Origin of the sequence: Sorangium sp. So ce363 (assembly GCF_051520435.1) — a bacterium.
Taxonomy (GTDB): domain Bacteria; phylum Myxococcota_A; class Polyangia; order Polyangiales; family Polyangiaceae; genus Sorangium; species Sorangium cellulosum_B.
Genome location: NZ_CP150333.1, coordinates 7,515,106 through 7,540,762, shown reverse-complemented (window position 1 = coordinate 7,540,762; position 25,657 = coordinate 7,515,106). Strand labels below are relative to the sequence as shown.

Sequence of the window (25,657 nt, the reverse complement as noted above, 5' to 3'; positions counted from 1 at the left end):
GCTCAGATGACCGTGCCCGGCGGGACGACGGCGTTCTTCGGGACGACGACGATGCCCTCCCGGGCCGCGTAGTACGGGGCGTCGGTGTCCGGCCGGTCGGGGATGTTGCGGATCACCACCCCGTCGCCGATGCGCGCGTTCTTGTCGATGATCGCGCCGTCGATCGTGCACCCCCGGCCGATGCCGATGGGCGGCAGACCCCTCGTGCTCTCGGGGCCGTGGGCCTGGAACAGGGACTCGTAGTCCGCGCCCATCATGACCGTGTTCGACATGGAGACGTGGGGCCCGATGGAGGAGAGCTGCCCGACGACCGACCGGGAGATCTTCGACTCGATGATCCGGCTCCCCTCGGCGAGGAGCACCTGGTCGAGGACCGAGCCGGCGGTGACGTGGGCCGGGGGGAAGAACTGCGGGCGCGTGTAGATCGGCCGCTGCGGGTCGTAGAACGAGAACGGAGGATCGGAGTCCGTGAGCGCGAGGCTGGCCTCGTAGTAGCTGCGGATCGTGCCGATGTCCTCCCAGTACCCGTCGAACGTGTAGGTCATCATCCGATGGGTGTCGAGCGCCCGGGGGAGGATGTGGCTGCCGAAGTCGGAGGCGTTGTCGTGCTCGAGCATCTCGTAGAGCGCCTTCGCGCTGAAGATGTAGACGCCCATCGAGGCGAGCCACGGGTTCGCCGGATCGGGCAGCTGCCGCACGTTGTCGAGCAGCTTCATGTCCTTCGGCTTCTCGACGAACTTGACCACACGCCCGGTGTCGTCGGTGTCCACGATGCCGAGGCGCGACACCTCGGCCGTCGGGACGGGGCGGACGGCGAGCGTGACGTCGGCCCGGGTCTCGCGGTGGTGCTCGAGGAAGGGCTCGTAGTCCATGCGGTAGAGGTGATCGCCCGAGAGGATCATGACGTCCCGCGGGTTCGGCGATTTCACCTCGACGAGCTGCTTGCGGACGGCGTCGGCGGTGCCCTGGTACCAGTCGCTGTGGGTCGGCGTCTGCTCGGCCGCGAGGATCTGCACCGCGCCGGCGGAGAAGACGTCGAATCGGTACGTCTGCGTGATGTGGTTGTGGAGCGAGACCGAGTTGAACTGCGTGAGGATGTGGATGCGGTTGAAGCCCGAGTTGAGGCAGTTGCTGATCGGGATGTCGACCAGCCGGTACTTGCCGCCGGTCGGGACCGCTGGCTTCGAGCGCAGCTTGGTGAGCGGGTAGAGGCGGCTTCCTACGCCTCCACCGAGGATCAAAACCACCACGTCGTTGTGCTTCAAGCGGGTCTCCGCGAGGTGAGGGGGACGGTTCGACGCCCGGGACGATGGGCGCGGTTACACTAGCAGGAGTGGCGAACCCACCGGGCTGCAGATCGCTCAGCGGCAGCGGGCTGGGCGGTCGCTCGGGCCGGGGGCTTCCCGGGCGATAGCCCCCGTCTGCTCCTCCACGCTGAGGGACGTGATCCGCGCGTCCGGCGAGGTGTCCACACGCACCGCCAGCGAGAGCGCGCCGCGCTCGCAGCGCAGGCCGAAGCGCGCCGCCGTGGCGCTCTCCACCACGGCGGAGCCGTCGAGCGCGCACGCCCCCACCCGCGCGCCGGCGTCGCGCAGCGCCTTTCGCAGGGTGGCGAGGTGAGCCTCCGGGAACCAGCCGGGCCTGAGCCTGCGATCGAGCGCCCCCGTGCGCGCGCGGCCGATGACCGAGGCGACGGCCTGGGCGGCGCGGCGCACGGGCGGGGAGGGCGGGACGACGCGCGCCTCCATGGCGCCGGTCGCCGCGAGCTGGCCGAGCACGTCCGCGTTGAGCGACTCGAGATCGGCGCCGGCGACGTTGGCGAGCGCGACGACGCCGACGCCCCGCTGCGGGAGGAGCGTCACGGACGCGGAGAAGCCGTCGATCAGGCCGTTGTGGAAGACCACGTGGCCGAGGTCGCAGTCCTCGCGCACGTGCCAGCCGAGCCCGGGGCCGTCGTCGCCGCCGGCGGCCGGGAACGCCGAGCCGTTGCGCGCCATCAGGTGCGACTCGCGCACCGTGCTCCGCCGCAGGGCCCCTGCCTCGGGCGCGTCGCGCGCGGGCCAGGCGGCGAGCTCGAACCCGACGAAGCGACCCATGTCGGCGAGGCTCGCGTAGAGCCCCGCGGTCGCCTCGGAGGCCCCGAGCCGCCAGGGCTGGATCGGCGTCACCGCGCCGTCGTCGACGCCGCGCGCGTGGGGCGACGCGAGCTCGCCGGGCGGCACCTGCGACGGGTCCCAGGCGGCGTCGCGCATGCCGAGCGGCCCGAGCACCGCGTCGCTCATGTAGCGCCGGTACGGCACGCCGGCGGCGCGCGCGACGACCAGCCCGAGGAGCGAATAGCCGAGGTTCGAGTAGGAGGTCGCGGTGCCCGGCGCGCTCTCGAGCCCGAAGCCGTCGAGCGTGGCCAGGATCTCCCGCTCGGTGACGTCGCGCGACGTCGACGCCGGGGGGAACACGCCGAGCCGCGGCAGGCCGGAGCTGTGCGTGAGCAGGTCGCGGACGGTGATCTGCCGCGCGTCGCGCGTCGGGTAGACGACGCCGGTGAGCGCCGGCAGGTAGCGCGCCGCCGGGGCGTCGATCGACAGCCGCCCTTCGTCGCGGAGCCGCAGTATCGCCGCCGCGGTCAGCGGCTTGGTGACGGAGCCGATGCGGAAGCGCGTGTGCTCGTCGACCGCTCCGCCCGCCGCGGCGTCCCGCACGCCGAGCACCGCCTGGATCGCGAGCTCCTCGTCGATGACGACGCCGAGCGCGAGCGCCGGCAAGCGCTCCCTCTCCGCGGCGCGCCGCGCGAGCGCCTGCACGTCGGCCGCCGCCGCGCGGAGCTTCCGCCCGCGCTCCGGATCGGGGAAGCGCGGCGTCGGCGCGGGCTCGCTGGCGAAGCGCTGGTCGAGCGGCGCCGCGGTCCCCTGCGCGACGGCCCGCGACGCGGGCGCGGGCGCGGGCGATGCGCACCCGCAGAGGAGCAGGGGTGACGCGGAGAAGACGGCCGCGGCGAGGAGCGCGGCGAGCCTGTCGTCGATCGTCCTCAAGTCGGAGCCATGACTCTCGCTCTTCGATCGCGACCCGACAATTCGAAACGGACCCGGTGGAAGGGGTCAGTCCTCGATTGTAGCGGTGGAGGTAGGCGGGGAGCACGACGTCCACGCAGCTCTGGGGTGGGGATCCCACGGTGTGATCCGCGCGGGGCCGTGACGGCGCGCGTGGGATCGGAGGCGCCGGCGGCAGTACGCGCCTACGCCTGCGCGAACCGCTCCTGGAAGGCCCGGTAGTTCGGCCGATCGGCGCCCCGGTCGTACACCGCGAACACCACGCGCGAGAACGCGCCGCGGAAGCGCGGGCCTTCGAGGCACCGGGCGAAGACGTCGGCGACCTCGCGCGGATCGTTGCGGAAGACGCCGCACCCCCACGCCCCGAGGACCAGGCACCGGTGCCCGTGCGCGCCCGCCGCGGCGAGCACCATGTCCGCGCGGCGCTCCAGGGCGGCCCGGATCTCCTGGTCCGTGGCGTCGTCGCGCTGGAACGCCTCGCCGGCGTTCGGCGCCGGCGCCGTGATGATCGACAGCGCGAACGGCCGGTCGAGGAGGGCGTGCTGCTCGTCGCGGAAGAACGGCACGTCCGGCGAGTAGATGATGTGGTCGGTATAGAGAAAGCTCCCGCAGGCCCGGTTCTGGTCGTAATACTCGCGCTGCTCGACCAGGGACGCGTACAGCGCCGAGCACCTGGCGAGGTCCTCCTCCTGGGCCTTGGCCCCGCGCAGGAACCCGCCCCCGGGGTTCTTGGCGGAAGCGAAGTTGAGGGCCATGACGCGGGCCTCGCCCTCCTGCTCGATGAGCCGCCGCCCCGCCGCCCCCGTGGTCTCGCCGGTGACCTCGATCACCGCCGGGCCATCGCGGCGCTCCTTCGGCTCCCAGGCGTCGAGTGATCCGGGCCGGTAAAGCACGGTCCCCTTCACCGCGGCGAGCACGCGGTCGCGGATGCGAACGGTCGCGCCCGAGGGCGCGATGTACTCGCCACGACTCGCGATCTGCACGGTCTCAGCGGCGATGCCGGTCAGCTTCATGCGCCCAAGGATTGGCGAGCCGCGGCCGCTCGTCCAGCGAAACGCGCGGCGCGGCGCGGGCGCGGCGGGGCGCGCAGCTCCCTCTGCCGGAGGCGCAGGCGGGCCGGCGATTTCCTCCAGTCAGCGTTCGCCCGCGCTCCCCGCCCTGCGCCGCGTCAGCGCCGCACGGAGAAGAGCGCCCACTGTCCGTCGCGCGCGGCGAGCTCGAGCCGCTCGTGGGCGAGCAGCGCGGGCGAGGGCGAGCGCAGGAGGACGTAATCGAACCTCGTGAGCTCCGGGTGGCGGAGCCAGCTCGGGCCGAGCCCTGGCATCGGGTTCTTGCCGCCCACGTACTGAATGAAGTTCATCCCGTAGCCTGCATAGGAGCTGTTCGGCAGGCCGCCGTGGCGCACCGTGGCGATCTCCTGGATCGCGCGGAGCGGCTTGACGGGGAACGCCTCCGTCGCCTCCCACGCGTCGAGGGGCGCCAGCAGCGTTTGGCCGTGAGATAGCCTGTCGATGAGCCGGGAGGCGCCGACCGTCTCTCGATGGAAGTCGACGAAGCGCCCGCAGAGGTGGAGGAGCAGGGCACCGCCGCCGATCGCCATCGAGGCGAGGAGGCCCGCTCTCGGCGCGGGGCGCGCCGGCAGGCTCCAGGCGAAGGTGAAGAGCAGCGCGGCCATCCAGGGGTGCCGGTTGTTGATCCCCTCGACCCCGAGGCAATACGAGGGGAGGACCAGGTGACAGACCACGCTGGCGAGCGCGAGCACGGCGAACGCGTTCGGGACCCGGTACCGGGCGGTCGGGGACTCGGGCGACGCGTGGGGCGCGGCGGGCTCAGCGGTGGCGCCGGCGACGACGAGCAGCGCGAAGAGGAGCACGTAGCCGACCGAGATCGGGAGGAGGACCCCGACGAACTCGGGGAGCTGCGCTGCGTTCTCGAAGAAGGGCGGCCACGCCGCGACAGGGCCGGGGACCGGGGCGCCGGAGGGCCTCGTGAGCACCGACATGCCCACCCAGACCGCGAACAGGGCGAGCGACGGCGTGAGCGGGAGCAGCGCCCGCCATCGCTCCCGCGGCCCCGGCGCCCTCCAGAGCGCCCAGAGCAGCGCGACGTCGAGGAGGAGCTGGGCCAGCGCGAGCGCGTGCCACAGGAGCAGGGCGACCGCGATCGCGGCGAGACCGACGCCGAGGCGCGGGGTCGGGCGATCGAGCCATCGCACCGCGACGGCCAGGCCCAGCACGACGAGCGGAGGGGCCGTCGCGAACGCGAAGAAGCCGCCGCTCACCCAGTACGAGTGCACGAGGGGGAAGACGAGCAGCACGCACCAGCGATCCCGCCGGAGCACGCGGAGGAGGAGCATCGAGGCGGCGGGCAGGGCGACGGTGTACGCGGTGAGGAGGACCTTGCCCGCGATCTCGATGGAGCTCACGGCCGCGATCGCCCGCGCGAGGAGGATCGGCAGGACGAGCGGCGCGATGGGCCATCCTGTCGTGTAGGTGCCGTGAAAGGGCGAGGCGGGATCCCCGTGGTCCTGGAACGCTCGGACGAACGTCAGGAACGGTGGGTAATCCATCATCGGCAGGAGGTCGGTCAGCCAGAAAGGCACCGCCGCGAGGAGCGTCAGCGTGAAGACCGTCACTCCATAGGCCCAATGAGCCCACGGGAATCGTGCGCTGGGACGTTCCATGGCCTGGTCGAGGTGAGGGGATTACTCAGCGGGGCGCCGTCGAACTGCTCGGGCGCCATGTAGAGAAGAGCGTCGGGTGCATGATCTTGAGCGCGCGCCGCCGGTTCGTCTCGATGTGTGCGGCCTCGTACACGGCGCCCATGCCGCCGACGCCGATGACGGGCCCGAGGCGGTAGCGCCCCGCGAACACGGTGCCCTCCGCGAACGCGAACGTCATCGGCGGCCGCCTCCATCGGCGCGGGCGCCCCGCGGGGGTCGCCGCCGCGCGCGGGCGCGCCGCCATGTCCCTCTCCCCGGCATGGATGCCACGATTTTCTGTTCGCGCCGTGCCGTCAAGCCCTCGATCGCAGGCCGTCGCGCCGTACGCCACCCCGGCAGCGCGCAGCGCACGATCACGACGCCCGACGCTGCTCGCGCGATGGAACCAGCACGACGGCGGGACGAAGCCCCATCGATCGACCGCCTCGATCCGGTCCCGGCGGCGCGCGTTGCGCGCTCTGCTTCGATCTCGATACGCAAGTCCTTGCACAGGTGCGCAAGCACCCGCTCCACACGTGTGGACTCCTTCGCTCCGCGCTTGACCTCTGGACCGCAAAGTCACGCCATCGCGCGTGCGGCACGTCGCTTGCCAATATCGGACAACGAAACCGGACGCCATCCGCGTCAGTACCAGCAGTCGAGTCGGCCCGGACCGCCGTGGGGGTCCTGTGGCGCCGTCCGGCGGAGCTCACTGCGGCGCTGCGCGCCCTCGCCTGACCCGAGAGGGAAAGGCATGAACGAGAGGTACTTGTATGATGAGTCATCTGTCTACGAAGTCTCTTGGTCTCCTCGTCCTGTCGCTCGCGTCGGTCGGGTGCGCCGTCGGCGCGCCTGGGGGAGAGGAGATCTCCGAGCAGGTCGGCGATACGGAGGTGAGCTTCGACGAGTTCGAGGCTCGCACCTACCGTGAGCCGGAGAGCGGCATCTACATCGTCGACGGCGACATTCCCGTCGAGGGCCTCGACGGGCTCGAGCGGTTCTATGAGCGCCACGTCCAGCGCGGAGCGCTCATCGTCGATCAGAGCCGTGGAAGGGACGTGAGGTGGAGCGACAGGGAGAAGCGGAACCTCAGCTACTGCGTGAGCGAGGCGTTCGGTGACGACCATGGCGCGGTGGTCTCCGCGATGGAGAGCGCCGCCGCGGCGTGGGAGGAGGTGGCGGGCGTCCGCTTCGTTCACAGCGCAGACCAGGACGACGCGTGTGATGCGCGCAACAAGAGGGTCGTCTTCGACGTGCGCCCGGTCGAGGGGCAGCCGTACTACGCGCGCGCGTTCTTCCCCGACAGCTCGCGCCGCGCGCGCAATCTCCTCATCGACTCGACCGCCCTCGGCCCGCTGGATCTCTGGACGCTCACGGGCGTCCTGCGGCACGAGCTCGGCCACGCGCTCGGGTTCCGGCACGAGCACACGCGGCCCGAGGCGGGCGCCTGCTTCGAGGACGACGGCTGGCGCGCCCTGACGTCGTACGACGCGGGCTCGGTGATGCACTATCCGTGGTGCAACGGCACGAACTGGGGCGACCTCGACCTGACGGAGCACGACGCGCGCGGCGCCGCAGCCCTGTACGGCCCGCCCTGCCGGTGAGCTCCATCCCGCGGCGCGCGCTGCGTCCCGCGCGCGCTGCGTGCCGCGCGCCGCGCCGGCGGGAGCGCTGGCGAGGTAGGGAGCCCGAGGGGCCATGGCGCGCGCGCGCCGCGCGTGAGATCATGGCGCGCCATGGATGAGGTCGAGCTCGGCGTCCGGCGATACTCGGCCGAGGTGGTCGCGCACCGCCACGCGCACCACCAGCTGGTCTTGCCTCTGGAAGGCGCGATAGCGCTCTCGATGGACGGTCGAGAGCTCATGGCATCCGGGCTCTCGGGTGCTCTCGTCCCGTGCGACACCCGCCACGCTTTCGCGGCGCCGGACCGGAATCGCTTCCTCGTCATCGATGTGCCGCCCGCCTCCGCGGAAGCCCTCGGCGCCGCGCCGTGGTTCGAGCGGATCGCCGGCGGGTCGATCGCCCTCGACGCCGCTGCTGCGCACCTGGTCCGGACCGCGGCGGACGAGCTCGACCGGGGCGGCTCGGTCGCGCTGCGCCGGCAGTGGGCGGGGCTGCTCGTGCTCACGCTGGCCGAGCGCGGGGCGCGCGGCGCGCTCGGCCCGATGCGCGCCCCGGAGAAGCTGCGCCGCGCGCTGCGCTTCCTCGAGGACCACGCGCACGAGCCGCTCACCGTCGCGGACGTGGCTGCCCGGGCGGAGCTGAGCCCGGGGCACCTCCACCATCTGTTCCGCACGGTCCTCGGGACGACGGTGCAGGAGCGCATCGCGGATCTGCGCCTCGCGCGCGCGACCGACCTCCTGTCCCGCACCGAGCTCGGGATCGCGGAGATCGCGATCCGCTGCGGCTATGCCGACCAGAGCTGCCTGACCCGCAGCCTGCGGCGCCGCCGCGGCGTGACCCCGGCGGCCCTGCGTCGCGCGGTCCGGGCCGAGAGTCGGGGCGAGCCGCGGCGCAGGCGAGCGTAGTCGCGCCGCAGGCGCGCAGCCCAGGCACAGCGAGCCGGGGCGCGGGCGAATGTCGCTGGGGCGCGAGCCCGTAGCCTCGGCACAGGACGGCGGAGCCTGAGCCAAGACGGCGGCCGGCCGGCGCGCCATGCTCGGCGCCATGTCGGACACGACGCACGGCGCCGCCCTATCGGACGTGGCGATGGCAGCGACGCCAGCGGCGCGCTCCTCGCGGCGAGCCGCCACCCTGGCGGGCGTCGCGGCGATCGGGCTCTGGGGCAGCCTCGCCCTGCTCTCGACCTCGGTGCGCCGGTTGCCGCCGCTCCAGGTGCTCTCGTCGACGTTCGCGGTCGCGGCGCTCCTCGGCGCGGCGCGGCTCGCCCGGCGCGGCGGGGGCGGCCTCGGCGCGCTGCGCCAGCCGCTCGGCAGCTGGATCCTCGGCGTGGGCGGGCTGTTCGGTTATCACGCCCTCTATTTCTATGCGCTCTCCGCCGCGCCGCCCGTGCAGGTCAGCGTCATCTCGTACCTGTGGCCGCTGCTCATCGTCCTGCTCTCGGCGGCGCTCCCCGGCGGGCGCCTGCGCGGCAGGCACGTGGTTGGGGCGCTGCTCGGGCTCGCGGGCGTCTGGACGCTCGTCGCCGGCGGGGGCACCGTCCGCCTGAGCGCCACACACACGCCCGGTTACCTGGCCGCGCTCGGCTGCGCGCTCCTCTGGTCGACGTACTCGGTGCTCCAGCGCCGCTTCGCCGAGGTCCCTGCCGACGCCATCGCAGGCTCCTGCGCCGCGACGGCCGCCCTGGGCCTGGCCGGGCACCTCGCGTTCGAGCGCACGGTCGTGCCCACGGCCGGAGAGGCGCTCGGCCTGCTCGCGCTCGGGCTCGGCCCCGTGGGGGTCGCGTTCTTCGCGTGGGATCACGCGACGAAGCACGGCGACGTGCCGCAGCTCGGGGTGCTGTCCTACGGCGCGCCGATCCTCTCGACGCTGCTGCTCTGCGTCGCCGGCCACGCCGAGGCGAGCGCCCAGCTGCTCGCCGCCTGCGCCCTCGTGGCTCTAGGCGGCCTCGTGTCGACCGCGCCCGCGGCGAACGTCGGCACCGGCACCCGCGGGCCGTCGACGTTCGCACGCTGGATCACCCGCCCTCGATCGCGGCGCTGACGCGCCCGCGATCGAGGGCGCTCTCTTTCGTTGCGGCTCGTGGCTACGCGCGGCGTGTGGGGGTCGGCTCGTCGTCCAGCAGGCCCGCGTTCGCGCTCGGCGTCGCGAACACCCCCTGCACGTCGTCGGCCGGAGCCCAGTGCCCCGCGCACATGAGCGCGCCCCCGGTGATCTCGGGCTGCGGCGAGAGGCGGGCCTGCACGTCGTCCGCGTGCACGCACACGTTGACGTGCACGCGCGGGTCCGCTTCCGGTCGCTGGGCCAGCGCCCGGTGCACGGCGGTCGCGAGCTCGAACGCTGCGCGCCGCTCCCGTAGCTCCCCGGCGGCGTTTGTCGGGAGGAGGCGAACGCCGAGCACCTCGTTGCCGGTGATCGACGCGAGGATGAAGCCTGCGCGCGAGAGCTGCGACTCGGCGATGTCGAGCACCCGACCGATGTCGAAGGTCAGCGCGTCGTCCAGCTCGCCGGCGTCGCCGCGGGTCCGGACCTCCAGGTAGACCGCCACCGCGGGGTGCGTCGGGTCGGGCCCGCTCGGCATGCCCGACGCGGGCCCGCCGATGGCGTCCCTGAGCGCGCGCATCAGCTCCTCGACCGAGCCAAAGCGCCGCTCCCGCCGCTTCTCCATGCACCGCAGCACCACCGCGTCGAGCTCGATGGGCAGCGGGACCCGCAGGCTCGGGGGCAGCGGCTGCTCCTCCAGGTGCTTCCGCACCATCTCGTCCATGTCGTGTGTGTGGAACGGCAACCGGCCCACCAGCATACGATGAAGGAGGACGCCAAGCGCATAGACGTCCACCCGCGCATCGATAGGACCGCCGAGGATCTGCTCTGGAGCCATGATGGATGGCGTCCCGGGCATACGTCCGGCGGTGGTGAGCCATGTCGACCCCTCCTCGGGCGCCATCATCTTTGCGATACCGAAATCGAGCAGCTTCACGGTACGTGGCGGGCTCGAGCAGATGAAGATGTTGCTCGCCTTCACATCCCTGTGAACGATGCCCGCTGTGTGCGCGGCTGCTAGCGCTGCGCACACAGGTTCCATCAGCTCCAGGGTCTCGCGTGGCGTGAGCCGTGTCTGGGACCGGATCAGCGCGTCGAGCGTCTGGCCCTCGAGGCGCTCCATGACATAGAACGGCTGATAGTTGTTCAGCTCACCAACTCCGTAGATTTCCACAATATTGGGGTGGGATATCGACCGCAGCACCTCGATCTCGCGTGCGAATCGATCGACCACGCGGCGAGAGTGGGCCACCGCCTCGCTCAGCACCTTGACCGCGGCGGGTCTGCCCGATTGGACGTGCCTCGCTCCGTAGACCACACCGCAGCCGCCACGCGCGATGAATCCTTCGAGGATGTACTCGCCCGCCAGGGTGCCCGGCGGGAACTCGCCGCGCGCGGTCGACCTCTCGAAATCCGAAAACGGCCTGGTCTCGTCTTCTTCGTCGTTCATCTGCTCCTCCGCGCCGTGCGTCGCGATGCGTCGCGGTGCGTTACAGCCCTGCTGCCAGCGAGCGCTCTGGATCGAACGCATCCTTTACTAAAGCGCTATGCAGAAGCATTTCGAAATGGTAACTTAAACTTTGCGGCTACTCGACCTTAAACGCCAAATCGCGGCGATGAAAAGGGGGACCGTCATGGTTCTTTGCTGTGCACGAAGTGTCGCGGTCTTCGCATTACCTCTGCTTACCGCTGCCTGCATCGGCGCCGAGATCGACGAGCAGGCGGAGGAGCTCGTCGGGGAAGCCGAGAGCGAGCTCATGACCGAGAACGGGCTGTTCCCGAACGCGCTGTTCCCGAACGCGCTGTTCCCGAACGGGCTGTTTCCGAACGGGCTGAACCCAAGCTGGCTGATCCCGAGAAAGCTGACCCCGAGTGGCCCGAGTGGGCTGACCACGAGCGCGCTGGCGGCCATCCAGGATCCGGGAACGACCGGCACCCTATCGAGGGATCTCCTGCGCTACATCGTGAGCTGTTCGCTGCGCCCCGACCAGACGTTCTCGTTCTCATGGACCGACAGCAGCGGGGTCGCCCACCCGGAGGTGTACCGCGGCGACCTCGGCTACGCGCACTGGTGGGCAACCAGCCCCATTGGTAACGATACATATGTCCAGCATCAGATCTCGGCCTGCATCGCCGCGCGGGTAAACTGGTACGGCGTCTCGGTGAGCGTCTCCCTGCGCAACAACGAGATGGCGTCGACCGCGGCGGAGCGCGCGGCCTATCCGGTGCGAGAGGGCGCGTTCTGGGGCAACCTGTTCGCCGCGACGCCCTATGTGGGGGCCTGCTACGATTCGGTGGGCTACGTTCGTGCGCGCCAGGTGAAGCGCGACTGCGCGGCCGGCCACGTCGAGACCAACCCGACGACCGGGGAGGTCACTTGGCAGCCGTGTGGCTCCATGGTCATCTGGGGCTCATGCAATGCCCTGTGCAACGGGACGGACGCCACGGCCGGATACTTCAGGGGGTGTGTCACGAACTACCCAGTCAACCCCTATGTGCGCACGGACCAGGTGGTTACCACGTTCTTGACGGCCGGCCCCTAGGAGCGTGAATGGGCTCGGAAGCCCTGCGAGACGATGCGCCGGAACGCGCGACCCGGGAAGCGGGGCGCTGTCCGGCCTGCGGGCGGCGGAATCAGGGCGCGTGCCCCGAGTGCGCGCAGTCCGCTAGGACGCCGTCTGGCCAGTCGTCGATTCCTCCGGAGATCACGGAGGTCGTCCCCGTCGCTTTGCCTCGTTTCCCCGGCTACTGGACCCGCAGGACGCTGGGGCAGGGGGGCTTCGGCCTCGTCTTCGAGGCCGAGCCCGAGGGCGGCGGCGCGCGCGTGGCCATCAAGCTCGCGCGCGCCGATCGCCGCGGCGCCGCCCAGCGCCTTCGGAGTGAGGTCGAGGCGCTCTCGGCCATCGGTGCCCCCCACGTGCCGGCCGTGCACGCGTGGGGGGCGCTGGACGACGGCTCGCCCTACGTGGTGATCGAGCACATCGCTGCGCCCACGCTCGCCTCCCGCCTCGCGGCGCGCCCTGCTCCGCAGCTCGAGGAGGCCGCCCGGCTCGGGCTCGCCACGCTCGCGACCCTCGAGGCCGTGCACGCGCGCGGCTACGTGCACTGCGACCTCAAGCCCGAGAACATCCTCGTCGATGAGGCGAAGGCGACGCTCATCGACCTCGGCATCGCCCGCGTCGTGGGGTGGCGCTACGACGGGCAGGACGAGGACCTCGCCGTGGGGACGGCCGAGTACATGGCGCCGGAGCAATCGGCCGGGTGGCCCGATCTCGACGCGCGCGCCGACATCTACGCGATGGGCGTCATCCTGTACGAGCTCTTCGCGGGCCGGCCCCCGTTCTGGGGGCCGCGCGCGGCGGTGCTGGAGGACCACCGGAGCCGCAGACCGCCGCGCCTGTCGGCCAGCGCGGCCGTGCCGCGGGCGGTCGAGGAGGTGGTGCACCGCTGCCTCGCCAAGGAACGGAGCGAGCGGTTCGCGAGCGCGAGCGAGCTCCGCGTGGCGCTGGAGCGCGCGCTCCGGGACGAGGTCGCAGCGAGCGCGCCGGAGGGGTCGCGCTCCGCGGCCGGCATCGAGCGCCGCGTGATGGGGCTCCTGTTCTTCGAGAGCGCGGCCGATCGCATCGCGGTGCAGCGCAGGCTCCTGGCGCTCGGCGGCGAGCTCGCGCACGCCTCCGGCGCTCGTTACGTCGGCGTCTTCGGCCAGGAGGGGACGGCGAGCCCCGCGCGCCGCGCGCAGCGGGCGGCCGACGAGCTCCTGCGACGCGGGCTGTGCACGCGGGTCCTCATCGATCTCGCGCCTGTGTCGATCCAGGCGCGCCCGGATGGGACGCGGCGGTTCCTGAGCCCGCTCTTCTCGCGCGCCGAGCGGTGGCCGTCCGCCGCCGGGCCGCTGGGGCCTTTCCTCACGCCCGAGGCGTCGGCCGCGCTCCCCGAGCCGTCGCACGCCGCAGCGGGCGACGAGCTCCCGCCGGGCATCGAGGATCAGTCGCGGGACGCGACGCGCCCCGGCGGGTTCGTCGGCCGTCGCGACCTCCTCGAGCAGCTCACGCAGAGCGCCGAGGAGGCGCTCTGCATGAAGAAGCCCACGGTCGTCTCGGTGACGGGCGGGCCCGGCCACGGGAAGAGCCGCCTCTTCGTCGAGCTCGGCAAGCAGCTCCGGGAGCGGCTGCCGCACGCCCGGATCATCGAGCTGCGCGGGCAGGAGCCCACGAGTGGCGCCTCGGACGCGACGCTCCACGAGCTCGTGCGCAAGGCGCTCTGCGTGCCGGAGCAGCCACCGGAGAGCGGCGTCCGCGGGGCGCTCACGGAGTCGCTCGGTGCCGTGCTCGGCGAGGAGCTCCGCTTGGGGCTGGCGATGGCGCTCGGATGGGTGGACGAGCAGACGGGCGTCGACATCTTCCCAGAGCTCGAGGCGCTCCGGGCCGCGCCCGGCGCGCTTCGCTCGGCGCGCGTGCGGGCGGCGGGCGAGTGCCTGCGCCAGTGCGCGTCCGCGTCGCCCGTGATCATCCTCCTCGACGACGCGCACTTCGCCCACGACGCGATGCTCGCTGCGCTCGAGTACGCGGCGCTCGCGGACGAGGCCACGCCGCTGTGGATCTGCGCGATGGGGCGCCCGGCGTTCGCCGAGGCGCACCCCTCCTGGGGAGAGCGCGCCGCACGACACGAGGCCCTGCGGCTCGATCCGCTGGACGACGAGAGCGCGCGGGCGCTGTGCAGGCGGCTGCTCCTGCCCGCGCGGGACGTGCCGGAGCCCGCGATCGATCGCCTGCTCGAGCGCTCGCAGCGGGTGCCGCTCCTGCTCGTGGAGCTCGTGCACGGGCTCAAGCGCGAGGGGATCCTGCGCCGTCACCGGCGGGGCGACGCGTGGTACCTGGCGACCGACGAGCTCGAGCGCCTCCCTGTGCTGCCGTCGCTCGATCCGCTGGCGCAGGCGGAGATCGCGGCGCTCGGGCCGGCGCTCGGGGCGCACGCGCGGCTCGTCTCACTGCTTGGCGCAGAGGTGTCGATCGACGAGATAGCGGGCGTGCTGCGCCAGCTGGATCTCCGCGGCGACGGCGCGGCCTTCCCGCTCGATGCGCGCGTCGGGACCGAGCGGTTGTTGAAGGTGGGCGTGCTGGTCGGTGATCGGAAGGACCGGCTGCGCTTCCGGCACGCGCTGGTGCGGGAGGCGGTCGCGCAGGATGTCGCCGAGGCGGAGCGGCGGCGGATCCACCTGGCCGCGTACGAGCACCACCGCGAGGCGGCCCACGAGGGCCGGGAGCAGCGGCGGCTCAGGATCGCGCACCACGCGGCCGAGGCGGGGCTGGCGACGGTCGCGGAGGACGCCTACCTGGAGCTCGCCGAGCGGGCACGGGCGCGGCACGCCTACGTGGAGGCGGAGCTCTACTACAGCCGGGCGCTCGCGCAGCCTGTCGAGGCGCCTGGGGTGCGGCGGAGGAAGGCGTACCGGGGCCGGGGGCTGATGCGCTACCGGCTGGGCCGCTACCACGACGCGCTCGGGGATCTCGATCGCGGGCGCGCGATGGCGGTCGAGGAGGGCGACGTGATCGAGCAGATCGAGATCCTGCTCGACGAGGCCACGGCGCTCGACTGGATGGACGACTACGGACGATCGAAGCAGCGCGTGGAGGAGGCGAGGGCGCTCGCGCGCGGCGATCTGCCGCCCGCGCTGGCGGCGCGGCTCTCGATGGGGGTGGCGCGCTCGCTGAAGCGTGAGAGCCGGGAGGAGGAGTCGGCGCAGCAGTTCGAGCGCGCGGCGGCGCAGGCAGAGGGGCTGGGCGACGAGGGCTACGAGACGCTCGTGGTGTCGCTGCTCCTGCTGGGCGCCATCTACCCGGGGCTGGGAAAGCTGGACGAGGCGGGCGTGGCGCTGGATCGGGCGATCCGCATGTGCGAGGAGCGCGGCGATCTCCTGCACCTCGGGCCGGCGATCAACGGCCGCGCGCAGCTCAGAGCCTGCCAGGGGGACAGCCCGGGGATGATCCTGGATCTTTGTCGCCTGATCTCGATCTCGCGCCAGCTGGGCTTGGGGATGCTTGAGCTCGTGGCGGAGTTCAATCTGGGCGAGTACGTCTATCTGATGGGCAATCTGGACATGGCGATGCCGCACGTGGAGCGAGCCGTGTCGCTGGAGCGCCAGCAGCGGGGAGAGGCGCGGCCGTCGATGCAGCTCCTGCTGGCGAGGCTGCTCCTCTACCGGGGTGAAGAGGGCAACGCGCGGGAGATCATCGAAACGATCCGGACTCAGCAGGCGAAGGCCTCGGCGGAAGGGCGCGAGGGCATGGAGATGGCGCCCTCGGAAGAGGTCCAGTGGTCGATGATAGATCTAGCGACGCGGGCGGCGAGCGCCGAGGAGTGGGATGAGCTGGAGGAGCGGTCTGCCCGGTTCTCCGTGGGGCAGGAGCAGATCGAGGTCATCGAGGCGCGCGCGCGGGCCCTCTCGCGGTGTGGCCGCCACGCGGAGGCGGAGGCGGTGATCGAGCGTGCGATCGAGGTAGCTGGGCGGATCCCCAACATGATGCGGGAGCGGCTCGAGCGGCAGCGAGGTCGCTAGCCCGGATGCTCCATGAGCCGCTTACGCCGGCTCGTGACCCACGGATTCAGCACCACGCGTACGAGAAACAGGCCTCCAGGTGGCTCGTTGCTTCGCGCAGCGCTCGCAGAAATTGACGGGATTCATCCGCCGACTCACCGCGGGACAGCCGCCGCGGCGCGGCGTGGTGGGTCCTCGCGGTGGGAGACGCCCGTGACGGCGCCCTTGGCGCTTGGATGCGCAGCGGGATCGCCCGTCGCGTCGAACAGGGCGAGCGCCCTCGAATAATCGAGCGCCGCCCCGGCGGTGTCGCCCCGCTCGCAGCGCAGATCGGCGCGCGCGTGGAGCACCGCGGCCTGGCCCGCGCTGTCCCCGAGCTCCTCGAAGAGCCGCAGCGCATCCTCGTAGTCGCGCTGCGCGCCCGGGAGCGCGCCCCGCTGGCGGCGCAGGTCGCCGCGGGCCTTGAGCGCGGCGGCCTCACCGCGGCGATCTCCGCTGTCCCGGTACAGCAGGATCGCATTGCCATAGTCGCGCGCCGCGAGCGCCGTCTGCCGCTCTCGCAGGCGCAGGTCGCCGCGGGCCTGCCACGTGCGCGCATGGGTCTGCTCGCACCCGAGCGCCCGGAGGAGATCGGGCTGCGGGAGCACCTCGCGCGCGGCGCGGGCGCGTGAGCTCCCCCCGCGACGCTCATCGCGGCTGCTCGGCGGGGGCGAGCGCAGCTGGCTGAGGACGCGCTCCTCCACGCCCTCGAGGATGTAGAGCGCGCGGTCGTAGGCGCGCGCGGCGCCCGCGAGGTCCCCCTCCCTGAAGCACAGATCGCCCTGCGCCTTCAGCACGTTGGCCTCGCCCAGGCGATCACGGCAAGCCCTGAGGAGCGTGAGCGCGCACCCGTAGTCGCTCGCCGCCCCCGCCAGCTCGTCCTGGTCGAGCCGGAGTTTGCCGCGCGCGAGCAACCCCATCGCCTCTCCGGCCCGGTCGGACGCCGCCTTGAACAGCGACAGCGACCGCTCATGATCGCGCGAGGCGGCCGCGAGGTCCCCCTGCCGCCGGTGCACGTCGCCGCGGAGCAGGAGCGCCGTCGCCTGGCCACGCCCGTGCATGGCCGCCTCGAACCCGGCGAGCGCTTCGCCGTAGTCCGCCACGGCGGCCTCGAGCGCGCCCTCGGCGAGGCGCCGATTGCCGCGCGCGAGCAGCTCCTTTGCGCTGCGGAAGACCTCGTCGTCGGCCGGCGGCGAGCTCCGCGCCGCCGCGCGCTGCGCGTTCGCGCGCACCGCCTTGCGGAGGACGTCGCGGTGACCCGGGCGGCCGCGCTCGCGAGCGGCCGGCGTCGCGCGGAGCGTCCCGAAGGTGCCGCGCCGCTTGCTCGCGAGCTCGGCGCGACGCGCGCTCTCGAGCGCCGCGAGCGCGCGCTCGCGCAGCTCGGGGAGCGCGTCGCCCGAGAGCCGCGCCGCCTCGTCGAGCAAGCGCTGCTGGAGCTCGGCCGGGAGCCCGAGATCGACCACCGTGCAGGCGTCGACGAGCGCCCGCGCCAGCACCTCGGCGCCGCGCTCGCCGTCCCGGAACGGCGCGAGGTCGAGGGCCGCGAAGAGCTCGCAGGCGACGCGCCGGCGCGACGCCGCCTCCGGCCGCCCCTCGGCCGCGGCCGTCCAGAAGAGCAGCGCCTGCATCGCGTCCGCCGACCCCCGGTGGAGCGCGTCCCAGCGCCTCGCGTCGGCCGCCGCGTCCTCGCGGGCCGCGGCGCGCACGGGGGGCGTCATCGTGAAGGTCTGCGGGCCCTGCTCGAGCGACACCACCCGCCCATGCACGAGCAGCTGGAGCGGCCGCGCAGCGGAGGGCGCCGGCTTCCCCGCCGCGGCGGCGACCACCTCCAGCGGAATGCCCGCCGCAGGCAGCACGGCGAGCGCATGCACCACCCGGCGCGCCTCCTCGCCGAGCGACTCCAGCGCGTCGCCGAGCACCAGACCCACGATCTCCCCCTCGGGTCCCCCCGGGTCCAGCTGCGCCGCGTTCTTCCGCAAATACGCCTCGACCGACATTCCCGTCCGCCGCAGCGTGGCTGCGGCGATCTCGATCGCGGCCGGCAGATACCCGAGCGCAGCGACGAGCGCATAGGCCCACTGGGCCTCCGCAGCGGGCGGCGCGTCCGTCCCCCATGCACCCTGGGAGAGGACGGACATCGCAGCGGATACGGAGAGCGCCGAGGCGCTGAGCTCGGCCATCTTCCGATCTCCGGACGTGGAGCGGAACCTCAACATATCGCCTCTGTCATTCCAGAAGAGCTGGTTGTCCGAGCAGGCGCCGTCCGGCTCTCGGCCCGCGGCGACATGCCTGCTGGCCCCCAATCAGCCTGGAGATTGATGTCTCGAAGCCTGTGTCGAGGAGCTTAGCGCGGCGCGCGACAGGCTCAACGGTCTTCCAGGTTTTCATGCGATCCCCGCGGCGGATTCGCGGCGAACCAGCGCGCGCTGGCACGCGTCCGGCAACGGCTCGCCGATCATGGGAAAGCGCGTTCGACGAAGCGGAACGACGGGATCCTGCGCCGGACGCTCGCTCCTTGTCGCCGGCTCGTATGTCCCCCGGTCGGGTCGAGGAGAGAAGATCCTGCCCATCTCCGCGGGCCCCGCGGCGAGGCGGGGGGCTCGGGCGGAAGGCCGTGGGCGTGAGATCCGGGTCGGAGACGAGATCCTTTATGTGACCGAGACGGGCACCGGCAAGCCCGCGGTGCTTCTGCCCAGCATGCTGATCGACGGCGCGACCTACCAGCCAGCGGTCGAGGCGATGGCGCGCCACGCGCGGGTGCTCGTCCTGGAGCTGCCCGGCTCGGGCCGCGCCTCGCGGCTCCGCGCGCCGTGGACCCTGGAGCGGTATGCGCGCTGCGTCGCCGAGGCCTTGCGGGCTTTGCGCCTCGAGCGCGTCACGCTGATCGGCCACTCGCTGTCTGGCGCCGTGGCGCTGATCGTCGCGGCGCTGTACCCCGAGCGGCTAACCGGGGTCGTGCTCGTCGACTCCATCGGATTCAACCCGCCGGGCTCGGTCCTTTCGCTCGTCCTCGCGCGCGCGGCCGAGGCGCTGCTGGCGCCTCGCTTCGTCGCGCGGGGGACGCCTGCTCTCCTCCACAACCTGCTCTTCCACGCGCGGAGCGCGCTGAGCCTGCTGCGGATCGCCGCGACCGCGGATCTGAGCGGCCATGCGGCGCGCGTGCGCGTGAGGGCGCTGCTCGCCTGGGGCGCGCGCGATCTCACGGTGCCGATCGGCTCGGCCCTCGCCATCCAACGCTTGATCCCCGACTCGACCCTTGTCGTCTCCTCAAAGGGAAGCCACGACTGGATCGTGGAGCGACCAGCCGAGTTCGCGGACGCGGTGGCGAGGTTCATGGCGTGCAGCGGCGGAGCAGCCTGAGCAGGGGGGTATCGTGGAGCGCCGCCATGCGCTACCCTTGTCGCGGCGGTCTTCGGCGTGAACCTCAGGGAGCATGGCGCGCGGCGCGAGCCGAGCCGCCATAGCAGGGAGCGGGGCTTGACTGGTTTGTGGCGCCTGCTGGAACAAGCCGCGAGGTGGGCGCGGCGCGCGACCCCGCTCCTCGCGCTCCTCGCGACGATGGCGCTGTGCCTCCCCGCCCGCGGCGAGGCGGCGGCGCCCGCCGCGGGCCCCGGCGGCGCGGCCGGAGCCCCCGCGCCGCCGGGCCCGCGGCCGCTCCCGCCGATCCCCGGCGCGGGCAAGGTCACCGTGGTCGCGATCTCCGGGACGATCGATCTCGGCCTCTCGCCCTTCCTGGAGCGCGTCGTCGCCGCCCAGGGGGAGGGCGACCTCCTCGTGCTCGACATCAGCACGCTCGGCGGCCGCATCGACGCCGCGCTCGCCATCCGGGACGCGCTGCTCCGGGCGCGCGTCCGCACGGTGTGCTGGGTCAACCCGCGCGCGATCTCGGCCGGAGCGCTCATCTCGCTCGCCTGCGATGTCATCGCGGTCGCCCCCGGCGCCACCCTCGGCGCGGCGACGCCCGTGCAGATCGGCGAGGGCGGCGAGATGAAGCCTGTCGCCGAGAAGGTCGTTTCCTACATGCGGAAGGAGATGCGCGCGACCGCGGAGGCGAAGGGGCGGCGCGGCGACATCGCCGAGGCCATGGTCGACGCCGACGTGGAGGTCCCCGGCCTCGACGAGAAGGGGAAGCTGCTCACGCTGGACGGCGCGCAGGCGCTCGCGTGGGGCGTCGCCGAGGTGCAGGCCGGCAGCGAGGCAGATCTCTTCGGCGCCCTGGGCCGCCCCCAGCCCGCGGAGATCATCCGCCCGCGCCCCAGCTTCGCCGAGGAGCTCGCGCGCTTCCTCTCGGATCCCACGCTCTCCGGGGTCCTCATGACCCTCGGGATGCTCGGTATCCTCCTCGAGCTCTATGCGCCGGGCCACGGCGTCCCGCTCGCCGTCGGGCTCTCGTGCCTCGCGCTGTTCTTCTTCGGGCACCACGTCGTGAAGCTCGCCGGCTGGGAGGAGCTCGCGCTCTTCGCCGTCGGCGCGATCCTCATCGCGGTGGAGATCTTGGTCCCGGGGCACATCGTCCCTGGGGTCGCGGGCGCGGCGTGCGTGGCGAGCGCCCTCCTCCTTTCGCTGCTCGATCTCGAGCGCGTGCCGGTCGACGTCGCCTGGCACGCCGGTTGGCTGCCGCGCGCCCTCGCCTCGGTGTGCGGCTCGCTCGCGGCGACGGCGGCGCTCGCCGTGGGCGCCGCCCGCGTCGCGCCGAGGACGCGCTTCGGGCGGCGGTTCGTTCTGGACGCGGCGATCCGCGGCGTCGCCGTCGGAGGGCCTCCCGAGGGCTCCGCGGCGCCCGCGTCGCTCGTGGGCCGGCTCGGCACGGCCGCGACCGATCTGCGCCCCTCGGGCAAGGTCGCGCTCGACGGCCGCCGCGTGGAGGCGCTCTCGGAGCTCGGCTACGTCGAGGCCGGCGCCCGCGTGCGGGTGATCCGCGCGGAGGGGGGCCGGGTCGTCGTGAGGGCGGTAGCGCGCAGCGCGGACGAGGAGCGCGGAGCGTGACGCCCGCGCTGCTCGTCGTCGCGCTGCTCGTGGCGGGGCTCGTGCTGCTCGCCATCGAGGTGCTGGTCATCCCCGGCGTCGGCCTCGTCGGGCTCCTCGGCGGCGCCGCCGTGCTCGGCGCGGTCGCGCTCGCATGGGCGGCCCTCGGGATCGGCTACGGCCTGCTCGCCCTGGGCGCCGGCGTCTGCGTGACGGGGCTCCTGTTCTGGGCTGTCCCGAGGACGCCGGTGGGCCGCAAGATGGTGCTGCTCGAGACCCAGCGGAGCGGGCGTGGCCCGGACGCGCGGCTCGCCGCGCTGGCCGGCAAGGAGGGCAGGGCGCTCACGCCGCTCCGCCCCGCCGGCACGGTCGAGATCGAGGATCGCGCGGTCGACGTCGTGACCGACGGCCTCTACGTGGAGGCTGGCACGCCTGTGCGGGTCGCGAGCGTGGAGGGGAATCGGGTCGTCGTCGAGCCGCGCAAGCCCTAGAGAGCGCGCGAGAGGCGGCCCTTCACGGACAGGGACGGGTGGAGAGGGATATGGAGATCATCTCGGTCATCGTGATCGGCGGGCTCGTGCTCGTCGCCATCGTCGCGACGCTGTACATGGTGCCGCTCCGGCTGTGGATCGCCGCGCAGGCGTCCGGCGCCGGGGTCTCGATGCTCACGCTCATCGCGATGCGCCTGCGCCGGGTGCCGCCCGATCAGATCGTCAACGCGCGGATCAGCGCCGTGAAGGCGGGTCTCGAGGAGGTGTCCGTCGACATGCTCGAGGCCCACTACCTGGCCCGCGGGCGGGTGGAGGCGGTCGTCAACGCGCTCATCTCGGCGGGCAAGGCGGGGATGGAGCTCGATTTCTCGCGCGCGGCCGCGATCGATCTCGCCGGCCGCAACGTGCTCGAGGCGGTGGCGATGTCGGTGAACCCGCGCGTCATCGAGACCCCGAAGGTCTCGGCCGTGGCCAAGGACGGTATCCAGCTCCTCGCGATCGCGCGCGTGACCGTGCGCGCCAACATCGATCGCCTCGTCGGCGGCGCGGGCGAGCAGACGGTGCTGGCCCGCGTCGGCGAGGGCGTCGTCTCGACCATCGGCTCGGCCGACGACTACAAACACGTCCTCGAGAACCCGGATACCATCTCGAAGAACGTGCTCAAGAAGGGCCTCGACGCGGGGACGGCGTTCGAGATCCTCTCCATCGACATCGCCGACGTCGACGTCGGCTCCAACATCGGCGCGAAGCTCCAGACGGAGCAGGCCGAGGCGGACAAGCAGGTCGCACAGGCCAGGGCGGAGTCGCGCCGCGCGCTGGCGGTCGCGCAGGAGCAGGAGATGAAGGCCAAGACGCAGGAGATGCGGGCAAAGCTCGTCGAGGCGGAGTCGACGATCCCGCTCGCCGTCGCGGAGGCGCTCCGCACGGGCAAGCTCGGCGTCATGGACTACTACAACATGCGCAACGTCATCGCCGACACCGAGATGCGCCAGGGCATCGCCGGCACCACGGGGGGCAAGCCCGATCCCGCCGGGGAGTCGTGAGGTGCCGCCGCGCGACCCACCGAGCCCGCTCCTCGCGTGGCTCGGCCGCCGCGGCGCGCTCGTGCGGCGCTTCGTCCTGGCCGAGGTGCTCGGCCCGCCCCGGGCGCTATCGCCGCGCTCTGCGCGGCCAGAGAGCCGCGCGGCCGGAGGGCCGCGCCCCGACGACGCTGGACGGGCGCCATGCGTGACATCGACCTCGAGAAATACGTCGGCGCCCTCATCGGAGTGATCTGGGCGATCGTCAAGCTAGCGAGCCTGTACGGGAGCCTGCAAGCCAGGCGCGCCGAGCGCGCTGCGCGTGCCGCCGCGCGGCCCGTCGGCGAGGACGCCCCGCGGAGCGAACCAGCGCTCGTCGACGTCGCGCCGGGGAGCGATACGGGGCCCGTCGATGTCGCGCCGCCGAGCGCTGCGCCGTGGGCGGGGATGCCGTTCGGCGCCCCGCGCGCGCCCGACGCCGACCGGCTGCGCGTGGTGCTCCTGCGGCTCGCCGAGCTCGAGCAGAGCGCCGCGGCGCTCGGCGACGTGGTGCGTCACGAACGGGCGAACCGGCGCTTCACGGACGTGCTCCTCGGGGCCGTCCCGCACGAGATCGGGAGCCTGCGCGCCGCCGTCGACGCGGGCCTCGCGGCGCGCGAGGCGGAGGCCGCGGCGGACACCATCGAGCTCGTCGTGGGCGAGATCGCGGTGCTCGTGCGGCAGCGCCGCGACCCGTCGCTCCTGCCCGATCTCGGCGACGCGGACGCCCTCGCCGACGCCTGCTACGCCCCCGTGATCGCGTTCGCGCGGGCGGAAGGGCTGCCGCTCCGGAGCGGAGCGCCGGCCACGCAGCTCACGGAGTTCGATCTCGCGATCTGGACGGGCTTCATCCCGACGTCGATCGCGCCCATCTTCCTCCCTGTCGACTTCTTCTCGACCCCGCTGCGCTGGCCGGCGCTCGCGCACGAGATAGGCCACGATTTCCTGGCCTCGGTCGACGGCCTCGAGCCGGCCCTGCGCCGCGAGCTCGGCCTGGGGGGCGAGCAGGTGCGCCCGCTCGCCCCGGACGGCGATCGCATGGGGGCTCCCGCGCTCAGGCGGGTGTTCGGCGTGTGGTTCGAGGAGATCTTCTGTGACGTCTTCGGCACGCTCATGTTCGGCCCCGCCTACGTGCTCACGATGAGCGAGCTGTTCTTCCAGGAAAACGAGCCGTACGCGTCCATCGCCGTCCAGACGGACGTGACCGGCGCGCGTTATGACGAGCACCCTCCGCCGCACCTGCGCGTGCTGATCGGGTGCATGGTCCTCGAGCGGGGCGGGCTCAACGAGGACGCGCGCGCCCTGCGGGAGGCGTGGGCGCGCCGCCACGTCGAGGTGAGCCTCGATGACCTGCTCTTGCCCGTGAGGGGCGCCTTTCGCCCCGTCCCGCTGGCGCCCTTCGCCACCATGGCCGCGTGGATCGTGGAGCGCCTCTATGCCGGCCCGCTCACCGCCCTGTCCGGCTTCGGTCTGCAGGACATCAGCGGGCTCGACTACGGCCCGCACGAGCGCCAGGAGGCGTCGCGCGCGCGCGACGCGCTGCTCGCCGGCCGGGTCCCCGCCGTCCTCGACGCCCGGGCGCTCCTCGCGGGCGCGGTCCTGGCGGCGCATCGGGCGCCCGCGCAGTCGCTGTCGATCCTCATCAGCGCGCGCGCCGCGATCCCGGCGCTCGGCACGAGCGAGCGACGGCCCGACGCGTTCGGGTCGCGCCTCGACGCGTCCAGCGTCGCGCTGGACCGCCGCACCGTGGCGGAGGCGCTGCTCTTCCGAGAGGTCCTGCTGCCGCCGCGAGCGCTTCGTGCCCGCCGCCGCGCGCGCCTCTAGAGCGACGGTCACCCGCTTCGGATACGGGCCCACCTCGGCGTTTTCGGTGCTCAGCGCACCGGAGTGCGCTTGCGCGCCGAAAACGCCGATCTGGGCCCGTCTCCTGTGCGGGTGACCGCCGCTCTGCTGCCGCTCTGCTTGGTGCAGAGGGGGGCGGATACCGCCGTGGAGCGGCGCCGCGCGGCGCGGATCAGATGGCGTCGAGCTCGGCCGCGCCCTGCGTGGGGTGAGCCGCCTGGATCGTGGGCGCCCGCGGCGCGGCGAGGCTGCCCGCCGTGATCAGGGGCAACGACGCCCGCGGCGGGGGGATGCTCTCCGAGCGGAGCTTCATGAGCTCCTCGCGCTGATGCTTCCACACGGTCCGGTAGCGGAAGAACGGCACGGCCGGGTAGAGGTGGTGGATCAGGTGATACGTCTGCCCGAAGAGCAGCACGTTGAACAGCGCGCTGTCGACCGCGCGCGTCGCGCTGTACCGGTCCTGCGTCGCGGTGATCGCGTGGGGGTAGTGAGGCAGGTAGTCGAAGGCGAACGCGAGGAAGAAGATCGCCAGCCGCGCCGGCAAGATCCAGTAGAGGAGCGCGAGCTGGCCATAGCCGAGCCCGAAGGCCAGCGCCACGAGCGCGAGCATGGCCGCGAGCGACGCGACCGTCTCGATCCGCTCCGCGCGCTTCTGCGCGTGGTAGGAGCGCAAAAATAGATAGTAGTAGTGGAGATCCTGTGTCGCCCAGCGGAGCGGCAGGAGGTACCACGGGCCGCGCCCACTCCAGTAGTCGGGATCCCGGTCCGCCTCGTTCGTGTGTTTGTGATGCTCGAGGTGGAAGTGACGCACCGCCAGGAACGGCGCCATGAGCAGCAGCCCGGACAGCCGCCCGATCACGCCGTTCAGCAGCGCGGAGCGCGCCAGCGACCGATGCGACGCCTCGTGCATCGGCGTGAAGGCGGCATACGCGGCGACCGCCGCCGCGAGCACGGCCGGAACGGTCGACACCGAGCCCGCGATGCCCGCGTAGACGGCCGTCGCCCAGAGGGCGTACGACCCGGCGAAGAGCGCCACCGTCGGCCACTCGATCGTCCGGGTCTGCAGCAAGCCGCTGTCGAGCGGCAGGACGCTCCAGAGCGCCGGCCGCCCGGAAGGTCTCCCCGACGGCCTGCCCGAGGGCCGCCCCGACGGCCTGCCCAAGGGCCGCCCCGACGGCCTGCCCGAGGGTCGGCTCGGGCCCTTCTCGTCGTTGTTCCTCGTGAAACTCCAGACGGCTGGCCGCCCCGATGGACGACTGAGTCGGTTCTCGTCGTTGTTCATGGCGCTCAAAACTCCCGGGGGAAGCTTCGGATCT

General features: G+C 72.8%; 18 protein-coding genes. 10 read left to right on the top strand and 8 right to left on the bottom strand.

Translation table 11 applies throughout. From position 1 onward, the window contains the following. Positions 1–2 precede the first annotated feature (2 nt). The 5 genes from WMF12_RS28240 to WMF12_RS28220 form a co-directional block, all read right to left on the bottom strand. Positions 3–1,265: a glucose-1-phosphate adenylyltransferase gene (locus WMF12_RS28240; protein ID WP_437850351.1), complete on the bottom strand. Its 1,263-nt coding sequence runs from the start codon at positions 1,263–1,265 to the stop codon at positions 3–5. A gap of 96 nt (positions 1,266–1,361) precedes the next feature. After that, positions 1,362–3,029, bottom strand: a complete 1,668-nt coding sequence (locus WMF12_RS28235) for a serine hydrolase domain-containing protein (RefSeq protein ID WP_437850349.1) — start codon at positions 3,027–3,029, stop codon at positions 1,362–1,364. A gap of 203 nt (positions 3,030–3,232) precedes the next feature. Continuing rightward, the gene (locus WMF12_RS28230) at positions 3,233–4,060 is read right to left on the bottom strand and encodes a TIGR02452 family protein (RefSeq protein ID WP_437850347.1); all 828 of its coding nucleotides are present in this window, start codon (positions 4,058–4,060) and stop codon (positions 3,233–3,235) included. 155 nt (positions 4,061–4,215) lie between these two features. Beyond that, positions 4,216–5,730 (bottom strand): hypothetical protein, encoded by a 1,515-nt coding sequence (locus tag WMF12_RS28225; protein WP_437850345.1) that lies wholly within the window; start codon positions 5,728–5,730, stop codon positions 4,216–4,218. Between the two features lie 25 nt (positions 5,731–5,755). Continuing rightward, positions 5,756–5,947: a hypothetical protein gene (locus WMF12_RS28220; RefSeq protein WP_437739798.1), complete on the bottom strand. Its 192-nt coding sequence runs from the start codon at positions 5,945–5,947 to the stop codon at positions 5,756–5,758. A gap of 577 nt (positions 5,948–6,524) precedes the next feature. Between WMF12_RS28220 and WMF12_RS28215 the strand changes: the two genes are divergently transcribed. From WMF12_RS28215 to yddG, 3 genes are all read left to right on the top strand, one after another. Continuing rightward, on the top strand, positions 6,525–7,352 hold the full coding sequence (locus tag WMF12_RS28215; RefSeq protein ID WP_437850343.1) for a matrixin family metalloprotease: 828 nt from the start codon (positions 6,525–6,527) through the stop codon (positions 7,350–7,352). A gap of 132 nt (positions 7,353–7,484) precedes the next feature. Then, positions 7,485–8,276: a helix-turn-helix domain-containing protein gene (locus WMF12_RS28210; protein WP_437850341.1), complete on the top strand. Its 792-nt coding sequence runs from the start codon at positions 7,485–7,487 to the stop codon at positions 8,274–8,276. Between the two features lie 139 nt (positions 8,277–8,415). Continuing rightward, positions 8,416–9,411 (top strand): aromatic amino acid exporter YddG, encoded by a 996-nt coding sequence (yddG, locus tag WMF12_RS28205; protein WP_437850339.1) that lies wholly within the window; start codon positions 8,416–8,418, stop codon positions 9,409–9,411. Positions 9,412–9,454: 43 nt separating this feature from the next. On the opposite strand, the gene WMF12_RS28200 is transcribed toward yddG, so the two are convergent. Then, positions 9,455–10,861 carry a serine/threonine protein kinase gene (locus WMF12_RS28200; protein ID WP_437850337.1) on the bottom strand — a complete coding sequence of 469 codons (1,407 nt, stop codon included), beginning with the start codon at positions 10,859–10,861 and terminating at the stop codon, positions 9,455–9,457. A gap of 184 nt (positions 10,862–11,045) precedes the next feature. Here WMF12_RS28200 and WMF12_RS28195 point away from each other — a divergent pair, with 184 nt between their 5' ends. Together WMF12_RS28195 and WMF12_RS28190 are read left to right on the top strand one after the other, a co-directional pair. Next, entirely contained in the window at positions 11,046–11,954 is a 909-nt protein-coding gene (locus tag WMF12_RS28195) for a hypothetical protein (protein ID WP_437850335.1), read from the top strand. Between the two features lie 8 nt (positions 11,955–11,962). After that, the gene (locus tag WMF12_RS28190; RefSeq protein ID WP_437850333.1) at positions 11,963–15,967 is read left to right on the top strand and encodes a protein kinase domain-containing protein; all 4,005 of its coding nucleotides are present in this window, start codon (positions 11,963–11,965) and stop codon (positions 15,965–15,967) included. A 134-nt stretch (positions 15,968–16,101) separates the two neighbouring features. Here the strand turns inward: WMF12_RS28190 and WMF12_RS28185 are convergent, their stop codons facing one another. After that, entirely contained in the window at positions 16,102–18,123 is a 2,022-nt protein-coding gene (locus WMF12_RS28185) for a hypothetical protein (RefSeq protein ID WP_437850331.1), read from the bottom strand. 514 nt (positions 18,124–18,637) lie between these two features. On the opposite strand from WMF12_RS28185, the gene WMF12_RS28180 reads away from it, so the two are divergent. The 5 genes from WMF12_RS28180 to WMF12_RS28160 all read left to right on the top strand — a co-directional run bounded on the left by WMF12_RS28180 (position 18,638) and on the right by WMF12_RS28160 (position 24,323). Next, positions 18,638–19,345, top strand: a complete 708-nt coding sequence (locus WMF12_RS28180) for an alpha/beta fold hydrolase (protein ID WP_437739790.1) — start codon at positions 18,638–18,640, stop codon at positions 19,343–19,345. A 117-nt stretch (positions 19,346–19,462) separates the two neighbouring features. Beyond that, entirely contained in the window at positions 19,463–20,971 is a 1,509-nt protein-coding gene (locus tag WMF12_RS28175) for an NfeD family protein (protein ID WP_437850329.1), read from the top strand. Further along, positions 20,968–21,441 carry an NfeD family protein gene (locus WMF12_RS28170; protein WP_437739788.1) on the top strand — a complete coding sequence of 158 codons (474 nt, stop codon included), beginning with the start codon at positions 20,968–20,970 and terminating at the stop codon, positions 21,439–21,441. Before WMF12_RS28175 ends, WMF12_RS28170 begins: the two co-directional genes overlap by 4 nt. A gap of 50 nt (positions 21,442–21,491) precedes the next feature. Then, the gene (gene floA / locus WMF12_RS28165) at positions 21,492–22,484 is read left to right on the top strand and encodes a flotillin-like protein FloA (RefSeq protein WP_437850327.1); all 993 of its coding nucleotides are present in this window, start codon (positions 21,492–21,494) and stop codon (positions 22,482–22,484) included. Between the two features lie 180 nt (positions 22,485–22,664). After that, positions 22,665–24,323 (top strand): hypothetical protein, encoded by a 1,659-nt coding sequence (locus WMF12_RS28160; protein WP_437850325.1) that lies wholly within the window; start codon positions 22,665–22,667, stop codon positions 24,321–24,323. Positions 24,324–24,513: 190 nt separating this feature from the next. Here the strand turns inward: WMF12_RS28160 and WMF12_RS28155 are convergent, their stop codons facing one another. Further along, on the bottom strand, positions 24,514–25,623 hold the full coding sequence (locus WMF12_RS28155) for a fatty acid desaturase (RefSeq protein ID WP_437850323.1): 1,110 nt from the start codon (positions 25,621–25,623) through the stop codon (positions 24,514–24,516). Between the last annotated feature and the right edge of the window lie 34 nt (positions 25,624–25,657).

Coding starts and splice junctions, on each gene's coding strand:
- WMF12_RS28230 (WP_437850347.1), bottom strand. CDS start 4,060: ATGAAGCTGACCGGCATCGCCGCTGAGACCGTGCAGATCGCGAGTCGT.
- WMF12_RS28225 (WP_437850345.1), bottom strand. CDS start 5,730: ATGGAACGTCCCAGCGCACGATTCCCGTGGGCTCATTGGGCCTATGGA.
- WMF12_RS28220 (WP_437739798.1), bottom strand. CDS start 5,947: ATGACGTTCGCGTTCGCGGAGGGCACCGTGTTCGCGGGGCGCTACCGC.
- WMF12_RS28215 (WP_437850343.1), top strand. CDS start 6,525: ATGAGTCATCTGTCTACGAAGTCTCTTGGTCTCCTCGTCCTGTCGCTC.
- WMF12_RS28210 (WP_437850341.1), top strand. CDS start 7,485: ATGGATGAGGTCGAGCTCGGCGTCCGGCGATACTCGGCCGAGGTGGTC.
- yddG (WP_437850339.1), top strand. CDS start 8,416: ATGTCGGACACGACGCACGGCGCCGCCCTATCGGACGTGGCGATGGCA.
- WMF12_RS28200 (WP_437850337.1), bottom strand. CDS start 10,861: ATGAACGACGAAGAAGACGAGACCAGGCCGTTTTCGGATTTCGAGAGG.
- WMF12_RS28195 (WP_437850335.1), top strand. CDS start 11,046: ATGGTTCTTTGCTGTGCACGAAGTGTCGCGGTCTTCGCATTACCTCTG.
- WMF12_RS28190 (WP_437850333.1), top strand. CDS start 11,963: ATGGGCTCGGAAGCCCTGCGAGACGATGCGCCGGAACGCGCGACCCGG.
- WMF12_RS28185 (WP_437850331.1), bottom strand. CDS start 18,123: ATGTCCGTCCTCTCCCAGGGTGCATGGGGGACGGACGCGCCGCCCGCT.
- floA (WP_437850327.1), top strand. CDS start 21,492: ATGGAGATCATCTCGGTCATCGTGATCGGCGGGCTCGTGCTCGTCGCC.
- WMF12_RS28160 (WP_437850325.1), top strand. CDS start 22,665: ATGCGTGACATCGACCTCGAGAAATACGTCGGCGCCCTCATCGGAGTG.
- WMF12_RS28155 (WP_437850323.1), bottom strand. CDS start 25,623: ATGAACAACGACGAGAACCGACTCAGTCGTCCATCGGGGCGGCCAGCC.